Here is a 20,355-nt window from a genome sequence, read left to right as displayed (position 1 = left end):
TTGATTACAGTGACCCACAGGGCAGCTGCGGGGTTTTTCGACCAATGGTCGGGGCACGTCAACACCTGGAAATCTGTCATGAAAAGAAAAGTGCCTGACGTCCAATGAAAAGCGCCTCGGGTGGGCGCTCTTTAATGTCAGTCCTACAAAAAGCCCCTGGCGAATAGAGCCAGTCGAGTCATCGAGAAAGCGAAGGTGTTGAAGTGGACAAACTGCAAACTGCCGCAACCGTTCTGATCGTACCGGGCCTGCGCGAGCACGTTGCCGAGCATTGGCAAACGCTGCTTGAGGCAAGGCTCTGCAAGGTGCGCAGTGTGCCGCCGCTGGAAACCGACAAGCTCGATTGCGCCAAGCGGGTCGAAGCGATCCAGCACGCGCTGGAACAGATCGACGGGCCGGTGATTCTGGTCGCGCACAGCGCCGGCGTGTTGATGGTCGCGCACTGGGCTGCGCAACACCGTCGGCCGATCAAGGGTGCGCTGCTGGCCACGCCTCCAGATCTCGATGCTCATTGGCCACAAGGCTACCCATCTACTGAAACCCTGCGTACCCAGGGTTGGAGTCCGCTACCAAAAGCGCCACTGCCGTTCCGCAGTCTGGTGGCCGCCAGTACCAATGACCACCTCGCCAGCCTGGACGCCGTCACTCGCCTGGCTGAAGGCTGGGGCAGCGAACTGCGCAACATGGGCGAGGTGGGTCATCTCAATCCGGCTGCAGGTTTTGGCCACTGGCCTCAAGCCGAAGCATTGATCCTGGAGCTGGATCGCTAGTTCAGGCGCCGGTTGGCTTCAGCCATCCGGCATTTGCCCTCACTCCTGAAAAACGCAAATCCCTGGAACAAGGGCTGCGCGAGGGCGGCTGCGCTTAAAACAAATACAAAAAGGCGGAGACAACGTAATGCACAACAATAAGAGTCACGGGTTCGCATCCTCGCGATACACCTTGCTGGCCTCGGCCATTCTGGCCGCAGCCGTGCCGGTCGCGCAGGCGGTCGAACTCGACACAGGTAACCCGGACTGGACCGTGCGTTTTGATAACACCGTGAAGTACAACTACGGCGTACGCACCGAAAGCGCCGACAAGCGCATGTTGGCGACCCCGAACAACAACGATGGCGACTACAACTTCCGCAAGGCCGGAACCAACATCACCAACCGCATCGACCTGTTGACCGAAATGGATGTGGTCCACCAGAACCACATGGGCTTTCGCGTCAGTGCCGCCAGTTGGTACGACAAGGCCTACGAGAACACCGGTTCCAATTCCAACCCGTTCGTCAACGGCAATGATGCAAGGTCGGGTCTGGTCGCCAACGATCCGCGCCTGGCCGGGGTCACCGGCGACAATGTCGGCAATGGCAGCCCCCACCTGAGCCACTACGCCCAGCGTTACTACACCGGTCCATCCGGCGAAATTCTCGATGCCTTCGTGTTCTACAGCACCGAAGTGGGCGAGGAGTCGCTGCTGAGCGTCAAGGCCGGACAGCACAACGTGTTCTGGGGCGAGACCATTCTCAACCCGGTGCACTCGATCAGTTACGGCCAATCGGGCCTGGACCTGGCCAAACTGGCTGCCTCGCCCGGTACCGAAGCCAAGGAACTGTTCGTTCCGCGTAACCAGTTGTCGATGTCGTTCACCGTCAATCCTGAGTTGACCGTGGGCGCTCAGTATTTCCTGGATTGGGATGCCGCCCGCCTGCCTGAAGCCGGTACTTACTATGGCGGTTCCGATCTGGTCGGCTTCGGTGCGCAATCGTTCCTGCTGGGCAACACCAACGGCGTGGTGCCGGGCAGTCCACTAGGTTGTGGTCTGGCGCCCTGCAACGGGCTGACCAATGTGCGTCGCGGCCACGACCTGACGCCGGACAAGCGCGGAGACTGGGGCGTGATGGCCAAGTGGTCGCCCGCCTGGCTGGATGGCACCCTCGGCGTTTATTACCGCGAAACCTCGGAAATCCTGCCGCAAGCCTGGCTGGATGCCAGAGGCCTGAGTTCGGCCAACCCCAACGGCACCCGGCCGGCAGGGCAAGTGCCTGCGGTGATCAACACGCTCAACTCGCTGAGCACCGCCACCTATCAAATGGCCTATGCCGACAACATCAAGATCGTTGGCCTGAGCCTGTCCAAGGATGTGGGCGGTATCAGTGTCGGGTCGGACCTGAACATTCGTCACAACATGCCGTTGGCCAGTATTCCGGCGGTTGTCAGCACTAACAGTCCGCTAGGCCTGGGCGCGGGTCTTGGTCTGTTGCCGCCGCGTACGGCTGCCACCGGTGTGGTTTATGACACCCCGCAGAAGGGCGACAGCATGGCCGCCACCGGCGACACCTTACACTGGACGCTCAACGGTCTGATGGACCTTCCCGAAAACACCGGTGTTCGATTCGGCCAGCCTGCTCGCCGAGTTGTACTACAGCAACTTGCTCAAGCTCGATAGCAAGAACGAAGCGCTCTACAAGGGCAAGGACACCTATCACGGCATCGACCAGCCGACCCGGGACAACTGGGGTATTGCGGTCAACTTCACACCGACCTGGTACCAGGTATTCCCGGGGGTCGATCTCAACGCACCGATGTCCATCAACGTCGGTCTTGACGGCGTGTCACCGGTGTCCGGTGGCGGTGCCAAAGACACCGGCAACTATGCCGTGGGCGTGGGTGCCGTTGTGTACAACAAATACTTCGTCGACCTGAAGTACGTGGACTCCTTCGGCAAGACCGACAAGTGCGACGTCAGTGGTTTGAGCACCGGTGCGGCCAATGCCGGCAGCGGCGACGGCTCCACACCCAATGCCTTTAGCGGCAATGAAAACTACGCGTGCTACGGCGGTGGCTACTCGGCCTTCTCCGGTGGTGGGGCCACGACCGAGGACCGTGGCGCCGTTTACCTGACGATGAAAACCACTTTTTGATTTCACCACTGGCTTATTCAAAGTAAGCAGGAGAATAACAAGATGAAATGTGTGCAAACCGTGTTAGCCGCCTCGCTGGCGATGGTCATCGCTACCCAGGCACAAGCCGTTGTATCGGCTCAGGAAGCCACCAGGCTCGGCACCAGCCTGACCCTGGTCGGCGCTGAAAAGGCCGGTAATGCCGACGGCTCCATCCCCGCCTATGACGGTGGCCTGACCACGCCGCCGGCCAGTTTCAAATCCGGTGACAGCATGCGTCCGGACCCCTTCGTCAACGAAAAACCGTTGCTGGTGATCGACGGCAAGAACGTTGATCAGTACAAGGGCTTACTCAGTGCAACCACGGCGGAACTGGCCAAGCGTTTCCCAAGCTTCCACGTCAATGTCTACCCGACCCACCGTACCGTCTCCTTGCCCAAGGCCGTGCTGGACAACGGCGTGAAAAACGCCACTGGCGCCAAGTCCCTCGAAGGCGGCCTGGCCATCGACAACGTACTGCCCGGCGTGCCGTTCCCGATTCCGCAGACGGGTAACGAGGCCATGTGGAACTTCCTGTTGCGTTTTCAGGGCGTCAACATTAACTCCAAGTACGACTCCTGGAACGTTGACTCCGCTGGCGTGCCGAGTCTGGCGACGACCGGGCAAGCCTTCATTTCCTATCCGATCTACGAGAACCTGGCGCAGCCGATCAGCAGCGCCGACGTGTACTACCAGATGAAGCTGTCTTACACCGGCCCTGCGCGCCGGGCCGGTGAAGCGGTGATGCTCAAGGACGCCGCCAACCCGCTGCAACAGCCGCGCCGCGCCTGGCAATACCTGCCGGGCCAGCGTCGGGTCAAACTGGCACCGAACCTGGCCTATGACACGCCTAATCCCGGTACCGCCGGCGCGGGCACCTACGACGATGTTTTCGTGTTCAACGGTGCCCTGGATCGCTACGACTGGAAGCTGGTGGGCAAGCAGGAAATGATCGTGCCGTACAACACCTACAAGCTGACCTACGCCCAGGATCCCAAGTCGCTGACCACCGCCAATCACCTGGCTCCCGATTACGTGCGCTGGGAAAAACACCGGGTCTGGGTGGTGGAGGGCAACCTCAAGGCCGGCGCTCGACACATCTATCAGAAGCGCCGCTTCTACCTCGATGAAGACAGCTGGACCGCTCTGGCCTCTGACCAGTACGACGCCCGTGGTCAGCTGTACCGTGGCTCCTTCGCATTCCTCAGCCAGAGCTACGACAAGCAGATCCCGGACTCCACGCCCTTCATGATTTATGACCTGGTCGGTGGCTCCTACAACATCAACGGTGTGGTGGGCCCTTACGGCGGCATCAAGTACATCGATCCGCTCTCCAAGGCGCAGTGGTCGCCGGAGTCGCTGGCCGGTAGCGGGATTCGCTAGGCAAACCGTGACAAAGCGTCCGTTCGGTCCAGTGCCAGTCAGGCAGAGGACCGCACGACGGTCGGCGCATGCCGATCGTTTCGGGCGCAAGGTTTGAACGTCAGGCACACGGATGTGTGTCCCGGTGCGGTTATCCGAAGAGGACGCGGTATGTGTTCGTACAAGAATTATCTGCAGTTGGCGCTCGGCGCCATGCTTGCAATGTTGCAAGGCCTCAGCCAGGCGTCCGGCTATGTCGACGTGCTGGACCTGCCGGCCAGGGTCAGTGCCTTGGCCGTCGACAGCCCGTTATCCGGCGTGGCCCACGCGGGCGAGCGTCTGGTCGCGGTCGGGCAGCGTGGCCACATTCTGTATTCCGATGATGCCGGCAAACACTGGCAGCAGGCCGCGGTGCCAGTCAGTGCCGACCTCAATGCCGTGAGTTTTCCTTCCGCCACCCAAGGCTGGGCGGTGGGCGGCGACGGCGTGGTGTTGCACAGCGGTGACGCGGGAGCGACCTGGCGCAAGCAACTGGACGGCCGCGAGATCGGGGCCTTGCTGGTCAAGCATTACCAGGCATTGGCCGCTGCACAACCTGGCGACGAACAATGGCCACGGCTGGTCGCCGAAGGTGAGCGCCTGATGGCGCAGGGCGCCGATAAACCCTTGCTCGATGTCTGGTTCGCCAACGACCGCCTCGGCTATGTGGTCGGGGTGTTCAACCTGATCCTGCGCACCGAGGATGGCGGCCAGAGCTGGACACCGTATCAGGACCGCATCGACAACCCGCAGGGCTTTCACCTCAACGCCATCGCCTCCACCGGGGATGCGCTGTACATCGCTGCAGAGCAAGGCTTGTTGCTCAAGTGGGATGACACCCAACAGCGGTTCGCCGCCGTGCAGACACCCTATCAGGGCAGTTTTTTCGGTGTTCTCGGCAAGCCCGGGGAAGCGCTCGTCTACGGTTTGCGCGGCAATGTGCTGCGCAGCACCGATGGCGGTCACAGCTGGACCCCGCTGGACAGTGGCCTGCACGTCAGCATCACCGCCGGCATCGTCGATGGCCGTGGCGATTACCGTTTGTTCACCCAGGGCGGGCGGATGCTCGTCAGCCAGGGCAGCGGTGCGCAAATGCACTGGGTGCAGCAGGCCGAGCCGGTCCCGGTGACTGGCGTCGCGCGCGCCGCCGATGGTGCGCTGGTGGTGGTTGGCGGCCGTGGTGCCCGCACGCTGTCCGTTGAATAAGCCCTCGAACCCTCAGAGCGAGAACCCAGACATGGGCCATACCAAACAAGAAACCATGCCGGTGATCCGCGATTTGCGCGACTTCGATCGCCATTCCGGCAATCGGCTGGAGCGGCTGGTGTTCAACTACCGTCCGCTGTTCATGCTGCTGATGGCGCTGGCCACCGTAGTGTTGGGTTACATGGCCGCAACTCGCCTGGAGTTGCGGCCAAGCTTCGAAAAGATGATTCCGCAGAGCCAGCCGTACATCCAGAACTTCCTGGAAAACCGCCAGTCGCTACGGGGTTTGGGTAACTCGGTACGGGTGGTGGTGGAGAACACCCAGGGCGATATTTTCGACCCCGCTTATCTTGACGTGCTCAAACAGGTCAACGATCAGCTGTTCGTCACCGAAGGCGTCGACCGCGCCTGGATGAAGTCGTTGTGGAGCCCGGCGGTGCGCTGGACCGAAGTCACCGAGGAGGGTTTCCAGGGTGGCCCGGTGATGCCCGATACCTACCAGGGCAAGCCGGAAGAAATAGAACAGCTGCGCCAGAACATCTCCCGCGCTGGCATTGTGGGCAGTCTGGTGGCCAGCGACTACAAATCGAGCATGCTCATTGTTCCGCTGCTGGACAAAGCCACGGCCAGCGGTCAGCGCATCGACTATCACGCCTTTTCGCAGATACTCGAGGAGCAGTTGCGCGACAAGATCGAATTCACAGGTGACAGCGCCGCGCGCAAGGCCGGGGAGGAGGGCAAGGGCCAGTACAAAGTCCGGGTGATCGGTTTCGCCAAACTGATGGGCGACCTGATCGACGGGCTGATTCAGGTGATGATGTTCTTCGGCCTGGCCGTCGTCACTTCGCTGATCATCATCTACGCCTACACCCGATGCGTTCGCAGCACCTTACTGGTGGTCGGCTGCTCGCTGATCGCGGTGGTCTGGCAACTCGGCATCGTCGCCTGGCTCGGCTATGCCATCGACCCGTACTCGGTGCTGGTGCCATTCCTGATCTTCGCCATCGGCGTGTCCCACGCGGCGCAGAAGATGAACGGGATCATGCAAGACATCGCCCGTGGCACCCACAAACTGATCGCCGCACGCTACACCTTCCGCCGTCTGTTCATTGCCGGCGTCACCGCGCTGCTGGCCGATGCCGTCGGGTTCGCGGTGCTGATGCTGATCGACATTCCAGTGATCCGCGACCTGGCGATCACCGCCAGTATCGGCGTGGCGGTGCTGATTTTCACCTCGCTATTACTGATGCCGGTGGCGTTGTCTTATGTCGGCGTCGGCACCCGGGCTGCCGAGCGTGCGCTGAAAATCGACACGCGCGCAGAAGGGCACAAAGGCTTCGGCAAACTGTGGGACTTGCTCGACCGCTTCACCACGGCCAAATGGGCCACGGGGGCGGTATTGGTGGCGGTGCTGATGGGCATCGGCGGCTTCATGGTCAGCCTGCAGTTGAAGATCGGCGACCTGGAAAGTGGCGCACCGGAGCTGCGTGCCGACTCTCGCTACAACCGTGACAACGCCTACATCACCAGCCACTACGCGCTGTCCAGCGACCTGTTCGCGGTGATGATCAGGACCGCACCGGAAGGCTGCCTGAACTACAAGACGCTGATCCTCGCCGACCGTCTGGCCTGGGAACTGCAGCAGTATCCGGGCGTGCAGGCCACGGCGTCGTTGGTCAACGCGGTGCGCCAGATCACTGCCGGCACCTATGAAGGCAACCCCAAGCTCAACAGCATCCAGCGCAATCAGGACGTGCTGAACTACGCCGCGCAGCAAGCCTCGGTTAACTCCCCGGAGTTGTTCAACACCGATTGTTCGCTGATGCCGGTGATCACCTTCCTCAAGGACCACAAGGCCGAGACCCTGGATGCCGTGGTGGGCATCGCCGAAAAGTTCGCCCGGGAGAACAACAGCGATGATCGCCAGTTCCTGCTGGCGGCCGGGTCGGCCGGGATTGAAGCGGCGACCAACATTGTGGTGCGCGAGGCCAATCGCACCATGCTGCTGTACGTCTATGCGGCGGTGACGCTGTTCTGCCTGATTACCTTCCGCAGCTGGCGCGCCACGTTGGTTGCGTTGTTGCCGCTGGTGCTGACCTCGATCCTTTGCGAGGCGTTGATGGTGGCCATGGGCATTGGCGTGAAGGTCGCGACCTTGCCGGTGATCGCATTGGGTGTGGGCATCGGCGTGGACTACGCGTTGTACCTGCTCAGCGTGCAGTTGCATTACCAGCGCCAGGGCCTGCCGCTGAGTCAGGCTTACCGCAATGCCGTGTCGTTCACCGGCCGGGTGGTGGGCCTGGTGGGCATCACCCTGGCGGCGGGCGTGGTGTGCTGGGTCTGGTCACCGATCAAGTTCCAGGCCGACATGGGCATCCTGCTGACCTTCATGTTCCTGTGGAACATGCTCGGCGCACTGATCCTGATTCCAGCCCTGTCGTACTTCTTGTTGCGTCACCCCGTTCCACAAGCCCATGTGGCACAAACCGGTGAAACCGGTACATCCCAACGTCAGGACATGCCGCGTGCCCTGACCACTTCCGAGTAAGCCAACAATGTCTGATTACAAAGCTCCTTTGCGCGACATGCGCTTCGTACTCAACGAGGTCTTCGAGGTGTCCAGGCTATGGGCCGGATTACCAGGCCTGGCCGAGGTGATCGATGAAGAAACGGCCGCCGCCATCCTTGAAGAGGCCGGCAAGATCAGTGCCGAGGTGGTCGCGCCGCTGAACCGCAGCAGCGATGAGCAGGGTTGCACCTGGAGCAATGGCGCGGTCCAGGCGCCGGATGGTTTTGTCGCGGCTTACCAGGCGTTCGCCGAAGGCGGTTGGGTGGGTGTTGGCGGCGATCCGCAGTTCGGTGGCATGGGCATGCCCAAGGCGATTTCGGCTCAGGTCGAGGAGATGGTCAACTCGGCGAGCCTGTCGTTCGGCCTGTATCCGATGCTGACTGCCGGTGCGTGTCTGTCGATCAATGCCCACGCCAGTGAAGAGCTCAAGGAACGCTATCTGCCGAACATGTATGCCGGCACCTGGACCGGTTCAATGTGCCTGACCGAGGCGCATGCTGGCACGGACCTGGGCCTGATTCGCACCCGGGCCGAACCTCAGGCCGACGGCAGTTTCAAGATCAGCGGCAGCAAGATTTTCATCACTGGCGGCGAGCACGACCTGACCGAAAACATCATTCATTTGGTGCTCGCCCGGTTGCCGGATGCACCCGCCGGCCCCAAGGGGATTTCCCTGTTCCTGGTGCCCAAGGTGCTGGTCAATGCCGATGGCTCGCTGGGTGAGCGCAACTCGCTGTCCTGCGGTTCCATCGAGCACAAGATGGGCATCAAGGCCTCCGCTACGTGCGTGATGAACTTTGACGAGGCGACTGGCTGGATTGTCGATGCGCCGAACAAAGGCTTGGCTGCGATGTTCACCATGATGAATTACGAACGCCTTGGCGTGGGCATCCAGGGCCTGGCGTTGGGTGAGCGCTCGTACCAGAACGCCGTCGAATACGCCCGCGAACGCATCCAGAGCCGCGCGCCGACCGGTCCACAGGCTACTGACAAGGCCGCGGACCCGATCATTGTGCATCCGGATGTACGGCGCATGTTGTTGACCATGAAAGCCTTGAACGAAGGCGGGCGGGCGTTCTCCAGTTACGTGGCCCTGCAACTGGATACCGCCAAGTACAGCGATGACGCGGCGACCCGCACCCGCGCCCAGGCGCTGGTGTCGTTGCTGACCCCGGTGGCCAAGGCGTTTCTCACCGACATGGGGCTGGAAACCACCGTGCACGGCCAGCAGATCTTCGGCGGCCACGGTTACATCCGCGAATGGGGCCAGGAACAACTGGTTCGCGATGTGCGCATCACACAGATCTACGAAGGCACCAACGGTATCCAGTCACTGGATTTGGCCGGGCGCAAAATCGTTGGCAGCGGCGGGGCGCTGTACCGGCTGTTCGCTTCGGAAATCCGCAACTTTACCGCCAATGCCTGCGCTGACCTCGGTGAGTTCACCAAACCGTTGAACGCCGCCGTCGACACCCTCGACGAACTGACCGCATGGCTGTTGGACCGAGCCCAGAGCAATCCGAATGAAATTGGCGCGGCTTCGGTCGAGTACCTGCACGTGTTTGGCTACACCGCGTACGCCTACATGTGGACGCGAATGGCCAAAACCGCCATGAGTACGCACTCCAAGGACGCTTTCTATGCCAGCAAACTGGCCACCGCGCGCTTCTACTTCACCCGCCTGTTGCCACGCATCCACTCGTTGAGCGCTTCGGTCAGGGCCGGCAGCGAATCCCTCTACAAGCTGGACGCTGCGCACTTCTGATCGAAAGGAAGCGGGTTGTCCACGCCTTCGAAGTCGACGTCAAAACCTCTGGAACGACCCTTGGCCTGCCTCGACAGGCCTAGGGTCGTGCGAACCTAAGCCTCCCAGCCCGCCCCACTGACTGCCGCCTGCGCCAATGGGTGCAAGTCCGCCCCCTGGTGCGCTGTCTGCCAGGCCAGCAACTCCTTGCGCATGCCGGGCGTCCAGTACATCTGCAGGTGATTGCGCACGCCGAGCACCGCCTGTTGCTGGTCCGGTTCGGTGGCGAAGTACTGGGCGATCTGGTTGACCATTTTGATCAGGTTGTCGGTACTCATCGGCGTACCTCCGCTTTAGCGCCACGCGCCTGACGGCGTTCGTCGAGCAGGCGTTGCTGCTCGTCGCTGAATGCCTGATAGCGTTTTTGCCACTCGGATGGGTGGTAGACGCGGCTGACTTCCACTGCCGTGACCTTGTACTCCGGACAGTTGGTGGCCCAGTCGGAGTTGTCGGTGGTGATCACGTTGGCCCCCGATTCAGGGAAGTGGAAAGTGGTGTACACCACGCCCGGAGCTACCCGTTCGCTGACCCGCGCACGCAGGACGGTCTGCCCGGCGCGGCTGCCGATACCGACCCAATCACCTTCGTTGATGCCTCGGCTCTCGGCGTCAGTCGGGTGGATTTCCAGGCGGTCTTCGTCGTGCCAGGCGACGTTGTCGGTACGCCGGGTCTGGGCGCCAACGTTGTATTGGCTGAGGATGCGCCCGGTGGTCAGCAGCAGCGGATAGCGACTGTTGACCTTCTCCTCGGTGGGCACGTAGCCGGTGAGCATGAAGCGTCCCTTGCCGCGCACGAATTCCTCGATGTGCATGGTCGGTGTGCCGTCCGGTGCCGCGGCGTTGCACGGCCATTGCAGGCTGCCGTGGCGCTCCAGCGAGTCGTAGCTGACGTTGGTGAAGGTTGGCGTCAGGCTGGCGATTTCATCCATGATTTGCGACGGATGCTTGTAGTTCATCGGATAGCCCAGGGCGTTGGCCAGAGCCACGGTACCTTCCCAGTCAGCCTTTCCGCCCAGCGGTTCCATGACTTTGCGCACCCGGGAGATACGCCGCTCGGCGTTGGTGAAGGTGCCGTCTTTTTCCAGGAACGAGGCGCCCGGCAGGAACACATGGGCGAACTTGGCGGTTTCGTTGAGGAAAATGTCCTGAACCACCACGCATTCCATGGCCGACAGTGCCGCGGTGACGTGTTGGGTATTGGGGTCGCTCTGGGCGATGTCTTCGCCTTGGCAGTACAGGCCCTTGAAGCTACCGGCCAGTGCCGACTCGAACATGTTGGGGATGCGCAGGCCCGGGTCGGGTTGCAGGGTGACGTTCCAGGCCTGTTCGAACTGCGTCCGTACCACCTCGTTGGAGACGTGTCGGTAACCGGGCAGTTCGTGGGGGAAGGAGCCCATGTCGCAGGAGCCCTGAACGTTGTTCTGCCCCCGCAGCGGGTTCACGCCCACGCCTTCGCGCCCGATGTTGCCGGTGGCCATGGCCAGGTTGGCGATGCCCATGACCGCGGTACTGCCCTGGCTGTGCTCGGTGACGCCCAGGCCGTAGTAGATCGCCGCGTTGCCGCCGGTGGCATACAGCCGGGCGGCGGCACGGATGTCGGCAGCCGCTACGCCGCAGATGTCGCCCAGGACTTCCGGCGAGTTTTCCGCGCGGCTGACGAACTCGCTCCAGTGGGCGAAATCGCTGCCCTCGCAACGGGCGTCGATAAAGGCCTGGTTGAGCAGGCCTTCGGTGACGATGACGTGGGCCAGGGCGTTGAGCATGGCGACGTTGGTGCCCGGGCGCAGGGCCAGGTGCAATTCGGCGCGGGCATGCACCGAGTCCACAAGGTCAATACGACGTGGGTCGATGACGATCAGACGCGCGCCTTCACGCAGGCGGCGCTTGAGCTGGGAGGCGAACACCGGGTGGGCGTCGCTGGGGTTGGCGCCCATCACCAGGATCACGTCGGCCTGCATCACCGAGTCGAAGCTCTGGGTGCCGGCGGACTCGCCCAGGGTTTGTTTCAAGCCATAGCCGGTCGGTGAGTGGCAGACCCGCGCACAGGTGTCGACGTTGTTGTTGCCGAAGGCGGCGCGCACCAGCTTCTGCACCAGGTAGGTTTCTTCGTTGGTGCAGCGGCTGGAGGTAATGCCCCCAATGGAGTCGCGGCCGTATTTTTGCTGCAACCGACGGAATTCGCCGGCGGCGTAGGTCACCGCTTCATCCCAGCTGACTTCCTGCCAAGAGTCGTGAATGGACTTGCGGATCATCGGCTTGGTGATGCGATCCGGGTGGGTGGCGTAGCCCCAGGCAAAGCGCCCTTTGACGCAGGAGTGGCCGTGGTTGGCCTGACCGTTCTTGTCCGGAACCATGCGCACCAGTTGCTCGCCTTTCATTTCTGCACGGAACGAACAGCCCACGCCGCAATAGGCGCAGGTGGTGATCACACTACGTTCGGGCTGGCCCAGTTCGACCACGCTTTTTTCCATCAGGGTTGCGGTCGGGCAAGCTTGCACACAGGCGCCGCAGGACACGCATTCCGACTCCAGGAAGTTGTCGCCACCGGCGGCCGCGACCCGGGATTCAAAACCGCGCCCGGTAATGGTCAGGGCAAACGTGCCCTGGGTTTCTTCGCAGGCGCGCACGCAGCGGTTGCAGACGATGCACTTGCTCGGGTCATAGTCGAAGTAGGGGTTGGAGGTGTCCTTCTGGTCGGCCAGATGGTTCTCGCCTTCATAGCCATAACGCACTTCCCGCAGGCCGACCTGGCCGGCCACGGTTTGCAGCTCGCAGTTGCCGTTGGCCGAGCAGGTCAGGCAGTCCAGCGGGTGATCGGAGATGTACAGCTCCATGACGTTGCGGCGCAGGGTCGCGAGCTTAGGCGTTTGGGTGTGCACGCTCATGCCTTCGCTGACCGGCGTGGTGCAGGACGCCGGGTAGCCGCGCATGCCGTCGATCTCCACCAGGCACATGCGGCAGGAGCCGAAGGCCTCCAGGCTGTCGGTGGCGCACAGTTTGGGAATGGTGGTGCCCAGCAGCGCGGCGGCACGCATCACCGAGGTACCTTCGGGCACGCTGATGCTGCGGCCGTCGATGTTCAGGGTGACTTGCACCTGGCTGTCGCGGGCCGGCGTCCCCAGATCAAGAGAGCCAAGATCGATATCGGTTTTCGGGTCGAAGAGAGTGATCATTGGTCGGCCTCCGAGGCTTGCAGACCGAAGTCGGCGGGGAAGTGCTTGAGGGCGCTGACGACCGGATAGGAGGTCATGCCGCCCAACGCGCACAGCGAACCGTATTGCATGGTGTCGCACAGGTCCTTGAGGATGATTGCCTGCTCATCGCGACCGTTCTGGTCAGGCGCGGCCAGCAGGCGGTCGATCACCTCAACGCCCCGGGTCGAGCCGATGCGGCATGGGGTGCATTTGCCACAGGATTCCTCGGCGCAGAACTGCATGGCGAAGCGTGCCATGCGGGCCATGTCCAGGCTGTCGTCAGCCACCACCACACCACCGTGACCGAGCATCGCGCCAATGGCAGCGAAGGCTTCGTAATCCAGCGGCGTGTCGAATTGCGAGGGCGGCACCCAGGCGCCGAGAGGGCCGCCAACCTGCGCGGCCTTCAGTGGCCGGCCACTGGCGGTACCGCCGCCGTAGTCTTCCACCAGTTCGCGCAGGGTCAGGCCAAAGGCCCGTTCCACCAGGCCGCCGTGGCGAATATTGCCCGCCAGCTGGAAGGGCATGGTGCCCAGCGAGCGGCCCATGCCGTAATCGCGATAGAACTGCGCGCCCTTGGCCAGAATCAGCGGCACCGAGGCCAGGGTCAGCACGTTGTGCACCAGGGTCGGCAAGCCGAACAGCCCCTGCAAGGCGGGGATCGGCGGCTTGGCGCGGACGATCCCGCGTTTGCCTTCGAGGGAGTCCAGCAGTGCGGTTTCCTCACCGCAGATATAAGCGCCGGCCCCGACGCGCACTTCCATATCGAAGGCCTGGCCGCTGCCGCCGACGTTGGTGCCCAGGTAACCGGCGGACCGGGCGATGTCCAGCGCTTCGCGCAGCGTGGCCACCGCCTGTGGGTATTCCGAGCGCACATAGATGTAGCCGTAGCTGGCGCCGACGGTGATGCCGGCAATGGCCATGCCTTCGATCAGCAGGAAGGGGTCGCCTTCCATCAGCATGCGGTCGGCGAAGGTGCCGGAGTCACCTTCGTCGGCGTTGCACACGATGTATTTTTGCGTCGCCTGGGTTGCGCGCACCGTGCGCCATTTGATCCCCGCCGGGAACGCCGCGCCGCCACGGCCACGCAGGCCCGAATCAAACACGGCAGTCGCGGTCTGCTCGCCGCCCAGGGCGATGGCCTGGGCCAAGCCTTCGAAGCCGCCGTGGGCCCGGTAATCTTCCAGGGACAGCGGCCGGGTAATGCCGGCGCGGGCGAACAGCAGGCGTTGTTGAGTCTTTAGATAAGGCAACTGCTCCACCGGGCCCAAGGCCAGTGGATGGGTGGACGGATCGCCTTGCAGCGCATCGAGCACGGAGGGCACATCAGCGGCGGTCAGCGGGCCGAAGCCGACACGGCCTTGCGGGCTGTCCATTTCCAGCAGCGGTTCCAGCCAATAAAGGCCGCGAGAGCTGGTGCGTTGCAGGTCCAGCGGCAGGTTACATTCCCGGGCGTGAGTGGCCAGGGCGACTGCCACCTCATCCGCGCCGACGGCACGGGCAAGAGAATCACAGGGCAGATAAAGCGTCGGCATCATGCGTCCTCCTGGCAAGCGTCGAGCAGGGCATCCAGGCGCTCGGCGCTGAGTCGCGCATGCACCTGGCCATCCAGCTCCAGGGCGGGCGAGCAGGCGCAGGCACCGAGGCAATACACCGGGCGCAGACTGATGTTGCCGTCGGCACTGCTGCCGTGATCGTCCAGTTGCAGGCGTTCGCGCAATTGCGCCGCAAGCTGCTCAGCGCCGCGGCTCTGGCAGGACTCGGCCCGGCACAGGCGCAAGATATGCCGGGCCGGTGGCGCGGTGCGAAAATCATGGTAAAAGCTGATCACCCCGCGAACCTCGGCCTGACTCAGGTTTAGCGCGTGGGCAATCTCGGGGATGGCGGCATCGGGGATGTAGCCGATGCCCTCCTGAATCTCATGGAGGATCGGCAACAGTGCGCCGGGAGAACCCTTGTGGCGCTCCAGCAGGCTGTTGACCATTGGCAGGTGCAACATCTCATCAGGCATACAGCATTCCTCACGGTCACGGACAAACCAGGTGGTTGTCGTTTGTCCGAAAGTGTCGGCTGCGGCACTCACGCCACGTCACGATATCGTGGCATTTTCAGGCCGTTGGCCAGGCACCCTGAGCGGGCATCTTGTTGGGCCCGGTACGGTCTTTGCCGCACCTCTTCAGGGCATAACAGGCAGCTTGCCACGCTGCCTTTGATTCATCTGCACCAAAGCGACGTGTTCGATTCTGTCTGCGACTATCTGTTAAGTCTAGAAGAACGCAGCCCGAGTGAACGGTCGGTGACCGGCTTTCATCACTGGGGCGCGCGCTGCAGTCAGGCGCTGTCCTGCGTGACAGAAGGCTGTGGCGTGATTGGGGTTTGTGGGCTATTTGTGAATGATTCGGCATACCGCCGAACCAAGGAGGCTGCGGATGAAAAGCAAGCCTACGATCAAGGAAATCGCTGAGGCCACTGGGCTTACCGAAAATGAAGTAGGGGCCTACTTTGCCGACTCGGAGCTAAGGGCAGATGGCGCGTGGCTCATCTACTTTGACCCTGGCATATTTGATGACCCTCTTGTCTCAGAGCGCCTGCGCGATGACCTGAAAGGATTTTTCACCTACGTGATGCCATTCAAGAAATAGCTGAGGGTGGCACAGGCCCTGGCCGCCGAATCGGGACGTAAGTCCAGAGAGCAGGCTGCGCCTCTCATCAACCCTGTGCCAATTTCGTCACCCCCCGCGCCCAAACCCATCAAGCCACATCTCTGCAAACAGATCACCCTGAGCGGTCTGTCCAAGGAGATGACCATGATCCGACTGACCCTGATCGAAGCCCGTGAGTTGGCCGAATCGATCCTGTTGCACAACGGTTTTAATCTGGCCCATGCGCAAGCGGTGGCGGCGACGGTGATTGCCGGCGAGCGCGATGGCTGTGCCTCCCACGGTTTGTACCGGATTCTGGGCTGCGTGAATTCCCTGCGGGCCGGCAAGGTGTCGGCCGACGCCGAGCCGCAGGTGATCGACCAGGCGCCGTCGATCGTGCGGGTGGACGCTGGTGGTGGTTTCTCGCAGTTGGCGTTTCAGGCCGGGCTTGCATTGCTGGCGGCGAAGACCCGCGCCAACGGGATTGCGGCGTTGGCGATCAATCGCTGTGTGCATTTCTCGGCGTTGTGGGTAGAGATCGAGCAGTTGACCGCCGCCGGGCTGGTGGCGCTGGCGTGTAATCCGAGTCATGCCTGGGTGGCACCGGCCGGGGGGCGTGTGCCGGTATTCGGCACCAATCCCATTGCCTTTGGCTGGCCGCGTGCGGGGCGGGATCCATTTGTGTTCGACTTCGCCACCAGTGCGATTGCCCGTGGTGATATCGAGTTGCATCGGCGTGCCGGCAAGGCGATTCCCGAGGGGTGGGGCGTTGATGCCGAGGGGCGGCCGAGTACCGATGCCAATGTTGTGCTCGACAGCGGTGCGATGCTGACGTTCGGTGGGCACAAAGGGTCGGCACTGGCGGCAATGGTGGAGTTGATTGCCGGGCCTTTGATCGGTGACCTGACCAGTGCCGAGTCGCTGGCCTATGACGCGGGCAGCAAGTCGTCACCGTACCATGGCGAGTTGATCATCGCGCTGGACCCGCGACGTTTTCTGGGGGAGGCCACGGAGGAACATTTGGCCCGGGCCGAAGTGTTGTTTCAGGGCATTGAAGGGCAGGGTGCACGCTTGCCGTCGCAACGGCGCTATGCAGCGCGGGCACGCAGTGTGGTGGAGGGGGTGCAGATTCCTGAGGCGCTGTACAACGACCTGAAAGCACTGCTGACTTGAATGAAACGGGTGCCCACTCTCCTGCGGGAGCGCGCCTGTGTGGCGAGGGGGCTTGCCCCCGTTCGGCTGCGTAGCAGTCGTAAAACCATTGCATGCGGTGTACCTGATACAGCGCGATTGCAGGTTTTGGGGCCGCTTCGCAACCCAACGGGGCGATGCGGCGTTCCGACAAGCCCCCTCGCCACACAGGAGGTTGTGTTTTTACAGCGGTTCGCGATGGCTGTTGCCGTCGACCAGCCGTGCAATGCCTAGCGGGTTGGCGTTTTTCAGGGCCGCGGGCAACAAGGCGTCCGGGCAGTTCTGGTAGCACACCGGGCGCAGGAAACGCTCGATGGCCAGGCTGCCGACCGACGTGCCACGGGCGTCGGAGGTCGCCGGGTAGGGGCCGCCATGCACCATCGCGTCGCACACTTCAACGCCGGTGGGGTAACCATTGAACAGCACCCGGCCGGCTTTTTGTTCCAGCAGTACCAGCAGGTCTGCGTGTTCCTGCAGGTCCTGCGCTTCGCCAATCAGGGTGGTGGTGAGTTGCCCATGCAGGCTGTGCAGTGCCTGTTGCAGCTGAGCCTTGTCGGCCACTTCGACGACGACAGTGGTGGGGCCAAACACTTCTTCCTGCAACAGTGGATCACCCTTGAACAGCAGACTGACGTCGGCCTTGAACAGTTGCGGCCGCGCTTGATTGCCATGCTGGTCCTGGCCCGCCAGGTGAGAGATGCCTGGATGGTCGAGCAAGGCCTGCACACCTTTTTTGTAGCTGCCGAGGGTGCCGGCGTTGAGCATGGTTTGCGCCGGTTGTTCGGCCATCAAGGCACTGAGCCGCGCGGTGAACGCGCTGAACTGCGGTGAGCGGATACCGATCACCAACCCCGGATTGGTACAGAACTGACCGCAACCCTGGACCACCGACGCCACCAGTTCCCCGGCGATTTTCTCGCCACGCGCGAGCAGGGCTTCAGGCAATACCAGCACCGGGTTGATGCTGCTCATTTCGGCGAACACCGGAATCGGTTGAGGCCGTGCAGCGGCCATGTCACAGAGGGCGCGACCGCCTTTCAGCGAACCGGTGAAACCGACCGCCTGGATCGCCGGATGCTTGACCAGCGTTTCACCGACGCCTGCGCCGTAGATCATATTGAACACGCCTTGGGGCATGTCGGTTTGCTCGGCGGCGCGGATGATTGCATCGGCCACGTGTTCGGCGGTCGCCATGTGCCCGCTGTGGGCCTTGAACACCACCGGGCAACCGGCGGCCAGGGCAGCCGCGGTGTCACCGCCGGCGGTGGAAAAGGCCAGCGGGAAATTACTGGCACCGAACACGGCCACCGGACCGACACCGATCCGGTATTGGCGCAGGTCGACCCGTGGTAGCGGCTGGCGTTCAGGCAAGGCGCGGTCGATGCGCGCTCCATAGAAATCGCCCCGACGCAGCACTTGAGCGAACAAACGCATTTGGCCGCTGGTACGGCTGCGTTCGCCTTGGATGCGTGCAGTAGGCAAGGCGGTTTCACGGGTGACCAGAGCGACGAATTCATCATCTAGCGCATCCAGTTGCGCGGCGATGGCCTCAAGAAATTCTGCACGGCGCGTCGCCGGCAAATTGCGAAAGGCCGGGTACGCGGCAGCTGCGGCTTGGGCGGCTGCGTCCACTTCCTCAGCGGTGGCCTGCACGAAAGAGAAGGGCAGCGCTTCGCCGGTGCTGGCGTCATGGCTTTGCATCGCGATGTTGCCAGCGGCGCTGCGCGCACCGCCGATGTAGTTGTGGCCGATGATCTCGGGCATGGAAAAACTCCTGTCGGGAAAGGTGAGGCAGGACCGTTGCAGGTCAATCAAGGTGCTGCGCCGTGCGCTGTTCTGTGGCGAGCGAGCTTGCTCGCGTTGGGCTGCGTAGCGGCCCCAAAATAGCGGCAACAATTGCCTATTTTGCGAGTGCTGCGCACTCGAGCGGGAGCAAGCTCCCTCGCCACAGGGTGGGGTGTGCCAGGTACAAGGTTCAGGCCAGCGAATCACCCCGGCGTGTAGTAGCCGGCGCGGCGTTATCCAGGGCTGCAATGCGCGCAGCGGACTCGGCATCCACCTGGTGCAACGACTTGCCGCGGGTTTCGCGCGTCAGGCCGACGGCCACGATGGAGATCAGCGCGGCACCGACCAGGTACCAGGCGATCGGTGTCGAGCTGTGGTACTTGTTGAGCAGGGTGATGGCGATTAGCGGTGCCAGGGAACCGGCGAAGATCGGCGCCACTTGATAGCACAGTGAAAGTGCGGTGTAGCGCACGTGGGTCGGGAACATTTCGGCCATCAGCGCCGAGTAGGGCGCGTAGGTCATCGACTCGATGGCCAGGCCCAGGGTGATTGCCCCGATGATCAGCCAGTTGTTGCCGGTGTCCATCATCGGGAAGCCGATAAAACCCCAGAACGCGGTGAGTACCGCGCCGATCAGGTAGATCGGTTTGCGCCCCACGATATCCGACAGATAGCCCATCAGCGGGATCAGGAAGAAGTGCAGCAAGTGCGCGCCGAACATCAGAAACAGAATCTCTGAGGTGTCCTTGTGCACCACCAGTTTCAGGTAGGTGATCGAAAAGGTGACCACGGTGTAATAGAGGATGTTCTCGGCAAAGCGTGCGCCAATGCCCACCAACACTGCGCGCCAATGGTGTTGCAGCACTTCCACCACGCCCAGCTGTTGCTGCTTGGTCTGCGCCTGGCGGGCCTGGGCCTCCTTGAAGATCGGTGCGTCATCGACGCTGGTGCGAATCCAGTAGCCGATCAGCACCACCACCGCCGAGAACCAGAACGCCACGCGCCAGCCCCAGGCGAGGAATTGCTCCTGCGACAGGTTCGATGACAACAGCAACAGGGCGACGGTCGCCACCAGATTGCCGGCCGGCACTCCGGCTTGCGGCCAACTGGCCCAGAAGCCCCGGCGATTGTCCGGGCAGTGTTCGGACACCAGCAAAATGGCGCCACCCCATTCGCCACCGAAGGCAAAGCCCTGGATCAGCCGTAGCAGCACCAACAACACCGGCGCGGCATAGCCGATCTGGTCGAAACCGGGCAGGCAACCCATCAGGAAGGTGGTAATGCCGACCACCACCAGGCTCAGTTGCAGCAGGCGTTTGCGGCCGAACTTGTCGCCATAGTGACCGAACACCAGGCCGCCCAATGGACGGGCGAGAAAACCGACTGCATACAGGGCGAAGGCGGCGATGATGCCGTCGATCGGGTTGTCGGTCTGGCGAAAGAACAGTTGGCCGAAGACCAGTGCCGAGGCGGTGCCGTAGAGGAAGAATTCATACCATTCGGCGACGGTGCCGGCCATGGCGGCGGCCACGACTCGTTTGAGTCCCGAGGGGGTGGTTGCGCTTTGCGTGTGTAGAGGATTGGACATGCTGGCGTTTCCTGTAGAGGCGCAAAAACAGGCAGCCGGGCCGGGTC

At 62.5% G+C, this 20,355-nt stretch carries 13 protein-coding genes and 1 pseudogene; 8 read left to right on the top strand and 6 right to left on the bottom strand.

Going from position 1 to position 20,355, the window contains the following annotated elements; all coding sequences use genetic code 11:
- The first annotated feature begins 203 nt into the window (after nucleotides 1-203).
- The 6 genes and pseudogenes from ACZ9BB_RS13825 to ACZ9BB_RS13800 all read left to right on the top strand — a co-directional run bounded on the left by ACZ9BB_RS13825 (nucleotide 204) and on the right by ACZ9BB_RS13800 (nucleotide 9,870).
- On the top strand, nucleotides 204-770 hold the full coding sequence (locus ACZ9BB_RS13825; RefSeq protein ID WP_476214267.1) for an RBBP9/YdeN family alpha/beta hydrolase: 567 nt from the start codon (nucleotides 204-206) through the stop codon (nucleotides 768-770).
- A gap of 127 nt (nucleotides 771-897) precedes the next feature.
- Nucleotides 898-2,911, top strand: a pseudogene (locus ACZ9BB_RS13820) (DUF1302 domain-containing protein).
- A 42-nt stretch (nucleotides 2,912-2,953) separates the two neighbouring features.
- Nucleotides 2,954-4,312: a DUF1329 domain-containing protein gene (locus ACZ9BB_RS13815; RefSeq protein WP_476214266.1), complete on the top strand. Its 1,359-nt coding sequence runs from the start codon at nucleotides 2,954-2,956 to the stop codon at nucleotides 4,310-4,312.
- 150 nt (nucleotides 4,313-4,462) lie between these two features.
- On the top strand, nucleotides 4,463-5,536 hold the full coding sequence (locus ACZ9BB_RS13810) for a WD40/YVTN/BNR-like repeat-containing protein (protein ID WP_476214265.1): 1,074 nt from the start codon (nucleotides 4,463-4,465) through the stop codon (nucleotides 5,534-5,536).
- Nucleotides 5,537-5,567: 31 nt separating this feature from the next.
- Nucleotides 5,568-8,084, top strand: a complete 2,517-nt coding sequence (locus ACZ9BB_RS13805) for an efflux RND transporter permease subunit (protein WP_476214264.1) — start codon at nucleotides 5,568-5,570, stop codon at nucleotides 8,082-8,084.
- Between the two features lie 7 nt (nucleotides 8,085-8,091).
- A complete protein-coding gene (locus ACZ9BB_RS13800; RefSeq protein WP_476214263.1) occupies nucleotides 8,092-9,870 on the top strand; it encodes an acyl-CoA dehydrogenase C-terminal domain-containing protein in 1,779 nt (592 codons plus the stop codon).
- A gap of 95 nt (nucleotides 9,871-9,965) precedes the next feature.
- Here ACZ9BB_RS13800 and ACZ9BB_RS13795 read toward each other — a convergent pair whose 3' ends face one another.
- From ACZ9BB_RS13795 to ACZ9BB_RS13780, 4 genes are read right to left on the bottom strand one after another with little or no spacing between them, the layout of a single operon-like run.
- Complete coding sequence (locus ACZ9BB_RS13795) at nucleotides 9,966-10,187, bottom strand: formate dehydrogenase subunit delta (protein WP_063342580.1); 222 nt, start codon at nucleotides 10,185-10,187, stop codon at nucleotides 9,966-9,968.
- Nucleotides 10,184-13,081 carry a formate dehydrogenase subunit alpha gene (fdhF, locus tag ACZ9BB_RS13790; protein WP_476214262.1) on the bottom strand — a complete coding sequence of 966 codons (2,898 nt, stop codon included), beginning with the start codon at nucleotides 13,079-13,081 and terminating at the stop codon, nucleotides 10,184-10,186. Before fdhF ends, ACZ9BB_RS13795 begins: the two co-directional genes overlap by 4 nt.
- On the bottom strand, nucleotides 13,078-14,640 hold the full coding sequence (locus ACZ9BB_RS13785) for a formate dehydrogenase beta subunit (RefSeq protein WP_476214261.1): 1,563 nt from the start codon (nucleotides 14,638-14,640) through the stop codon (nucleotides 13,078-13,080). Before ACZ9BB_RS13785 ends, fdhF begins: the two co-directional genes overlap by 4 nt.
- Entirely contained in the window at nucleotides 14,637-15,113 is a 477-nt protein-coding gene (locus ACZ9BB_RS13780) for a formate dehydrogenase subunit gamma (protein ID WP_419113793.1), read from the bottom strand. The genes ACZ9BB_RS13785 and ACZ9BB_RS13780 overlap by 4 nt, the downstream gene beginning before the upstream one ends.
- A gap of 418 nt (nucleotides 15,114-15,531) precedes the next feature.
- Between ACZ9BB_RS13780 and ACZ9BB_RS13775 the strand changes: the two genes are divergently transcribed.
- Both ACZ9BB_RS13775 and ACZ9BB_RS13770 read left to right on the top strand, forming a co-directional pair.
- Nucleotides 15,532-15,744: a hypothetical protein gene (locus ACZ9BB_RS13775; RefSeq protein WP_476214260.1), complete on the top strand. Its 213-nt coding sequence runs from the start codon at nucleotides 15,532-15,534 to the stop codon at nucleotides 15,742-15,744.
- A gap of 165 nt (nucleotides 15,745-15,909) precedes the next feature.
- Nucleotides 15,910-16,917: an Ldh family oxidoreductase gene (locus ACZ9BB_RS13770; RefSeq protein ID WP_476214259.1), complete on the top strand. Its 1,008-nt coding sequence runs from the start codon at nucleotides 15,910-15,912 to the stop codon at nucleotides 16,915-16,917.
- A 201-nt stretch (nucleotides 16,918-17,118) separates the two neighbouring features.
- Here the strand turns inward: ACZ9BB_RS13770 and ACZ9BB_RS13765 are convergent, their stop codons facing one another.
- Both ACZ9BB_RS13765 and abaF read right to left on the bottom strand, forming a co-directional pair.
- The gene (locus ACZ9BB_RS13765) at nucleotides 17,119-18,699 is read right to left on the bottom strand and encodes an aldehyde dehydrogenase (NADP(+)) (protein ID WP_476214258.1); all 1,581 of its coding nucleotides are present in this window, start codon (nucleotides 18,697-18,699) and stop codon (nucleotides 17,119-17,121) included.
- A gap of 211 nt (nucleotides 18,700-18,910) precedes the next feature.
- Nucleotides 18,911-20,308, bottom strand: coding sequence for a fosfomycin efflux MFS transporter AbaF (gene abaF, locus ACZ9BB_RS13760; RefSeq protein WP_476214257.1), 1,398 nt, complete (start codon nucleotides 20,306-20,308; stop codon nucleotides 18,911-18,913).
- Nucleotides 20,309-20,355 lie beyond the last annotated feature (47 nt).

It is taken from the genome of Pseudomonas sp. TE3552 (assembly GCF_056278945.1).
The sequence above is the reverse complement of the archived record's forward strand: the minus strand, read 5'-3'. Positions and strand labels throughout refer to the sequence as shown.

Excerpts from the sequence above, each read along its gene's own strand:
- ACZ9BB_RS13810 (WP_476214265.1), top strand. The coding sequence starts at position 4,463 with ATGTGTTCGTACAAGAATTATCTGCAGTTGGCGCTCGGCGCCATGCTT.
- ACZ9BB_RS13775 (WP_476214260.1), top strand. The coding sequence starts at position 15,532 with ATGAAAAGCAAGCCTACGATCAAGGAAATCGCTGAGGCCACTGGGCTT.
- ACZ9BB_RS13805 (WP_476214264.1), top strand. The coding sequence starts at position 5,568 with ATGGGCCATACCAAACAAGAAACCATGCCGGTGATCCGCGATTTGCGC.
- ACZ9BB_RS13785 (WP_476214261.1), bottom strand. The coding sequence starts at position 14,640 with ATGATGCCGACGCTTTATCTGCCCTGTGATTCTCTTGCCCGTGCCGTC.
- abaF (WP_476214257.1), bottom strand. The coding sequence starts at position 20,308 with ATGTCCAATCCTCTACACACGCAAAGCGCAACCACCCCCTCGGGACTC.
- ACZ9BB_RS13815 (WP_476214266.1), top strand. The coding sequence starts at position 2,954 with ATGAAATGTGTGCAAACCGTGTTAGCCGCCTCGCTGGCGATGGTCATC.
- ACZ9BB_RS13780 (WP_419113793.1), bottom strand. The coding sequence starts at position 15,113 with ATGCCTGATGAGATGTTGCACCTGCCAATGGTCAACAGCCTGCTGGAG.
- ACZ9BB_RS13770 (WP_476214259.1), top strand. The coding sequence starts at position 15,910 with ATGATCCGACTGACCCTGATCGAAGCCCGTGAGTTGGCCGAATCGATC.
- ACZ9BB_RS13795 (WP_063342580.1), bottom strand. The coding sequence starts at position 10,187 with ATGAGTACCGACAACCTGATCAAAATGGTCAACCAGATCGCCCAGTAC.
- ACZ9BB_RS13800 (WP_476214263.1), top strand. The coding sequence starts at position 8,092 with ATGTCTGATTACAAAGCTCCTTTGCGCGACATGCGCTTCGTACTCAAC.
- fdhF (WP_476214262.1), bottom strand. The coding sequence starts at position 13,081 with ATGATCACTCTCTTCGACCCGAAAACCGATATCGATCTTGGCTCTCTT.
- ACZ9BB_RS13765 (WP_476214258.1), bottom strand. The coding sequence starts at position 18,699 with ATGCCCGAGATCATCGGCCACAACTACATCGGCGGTGCGCGCAGCGCC.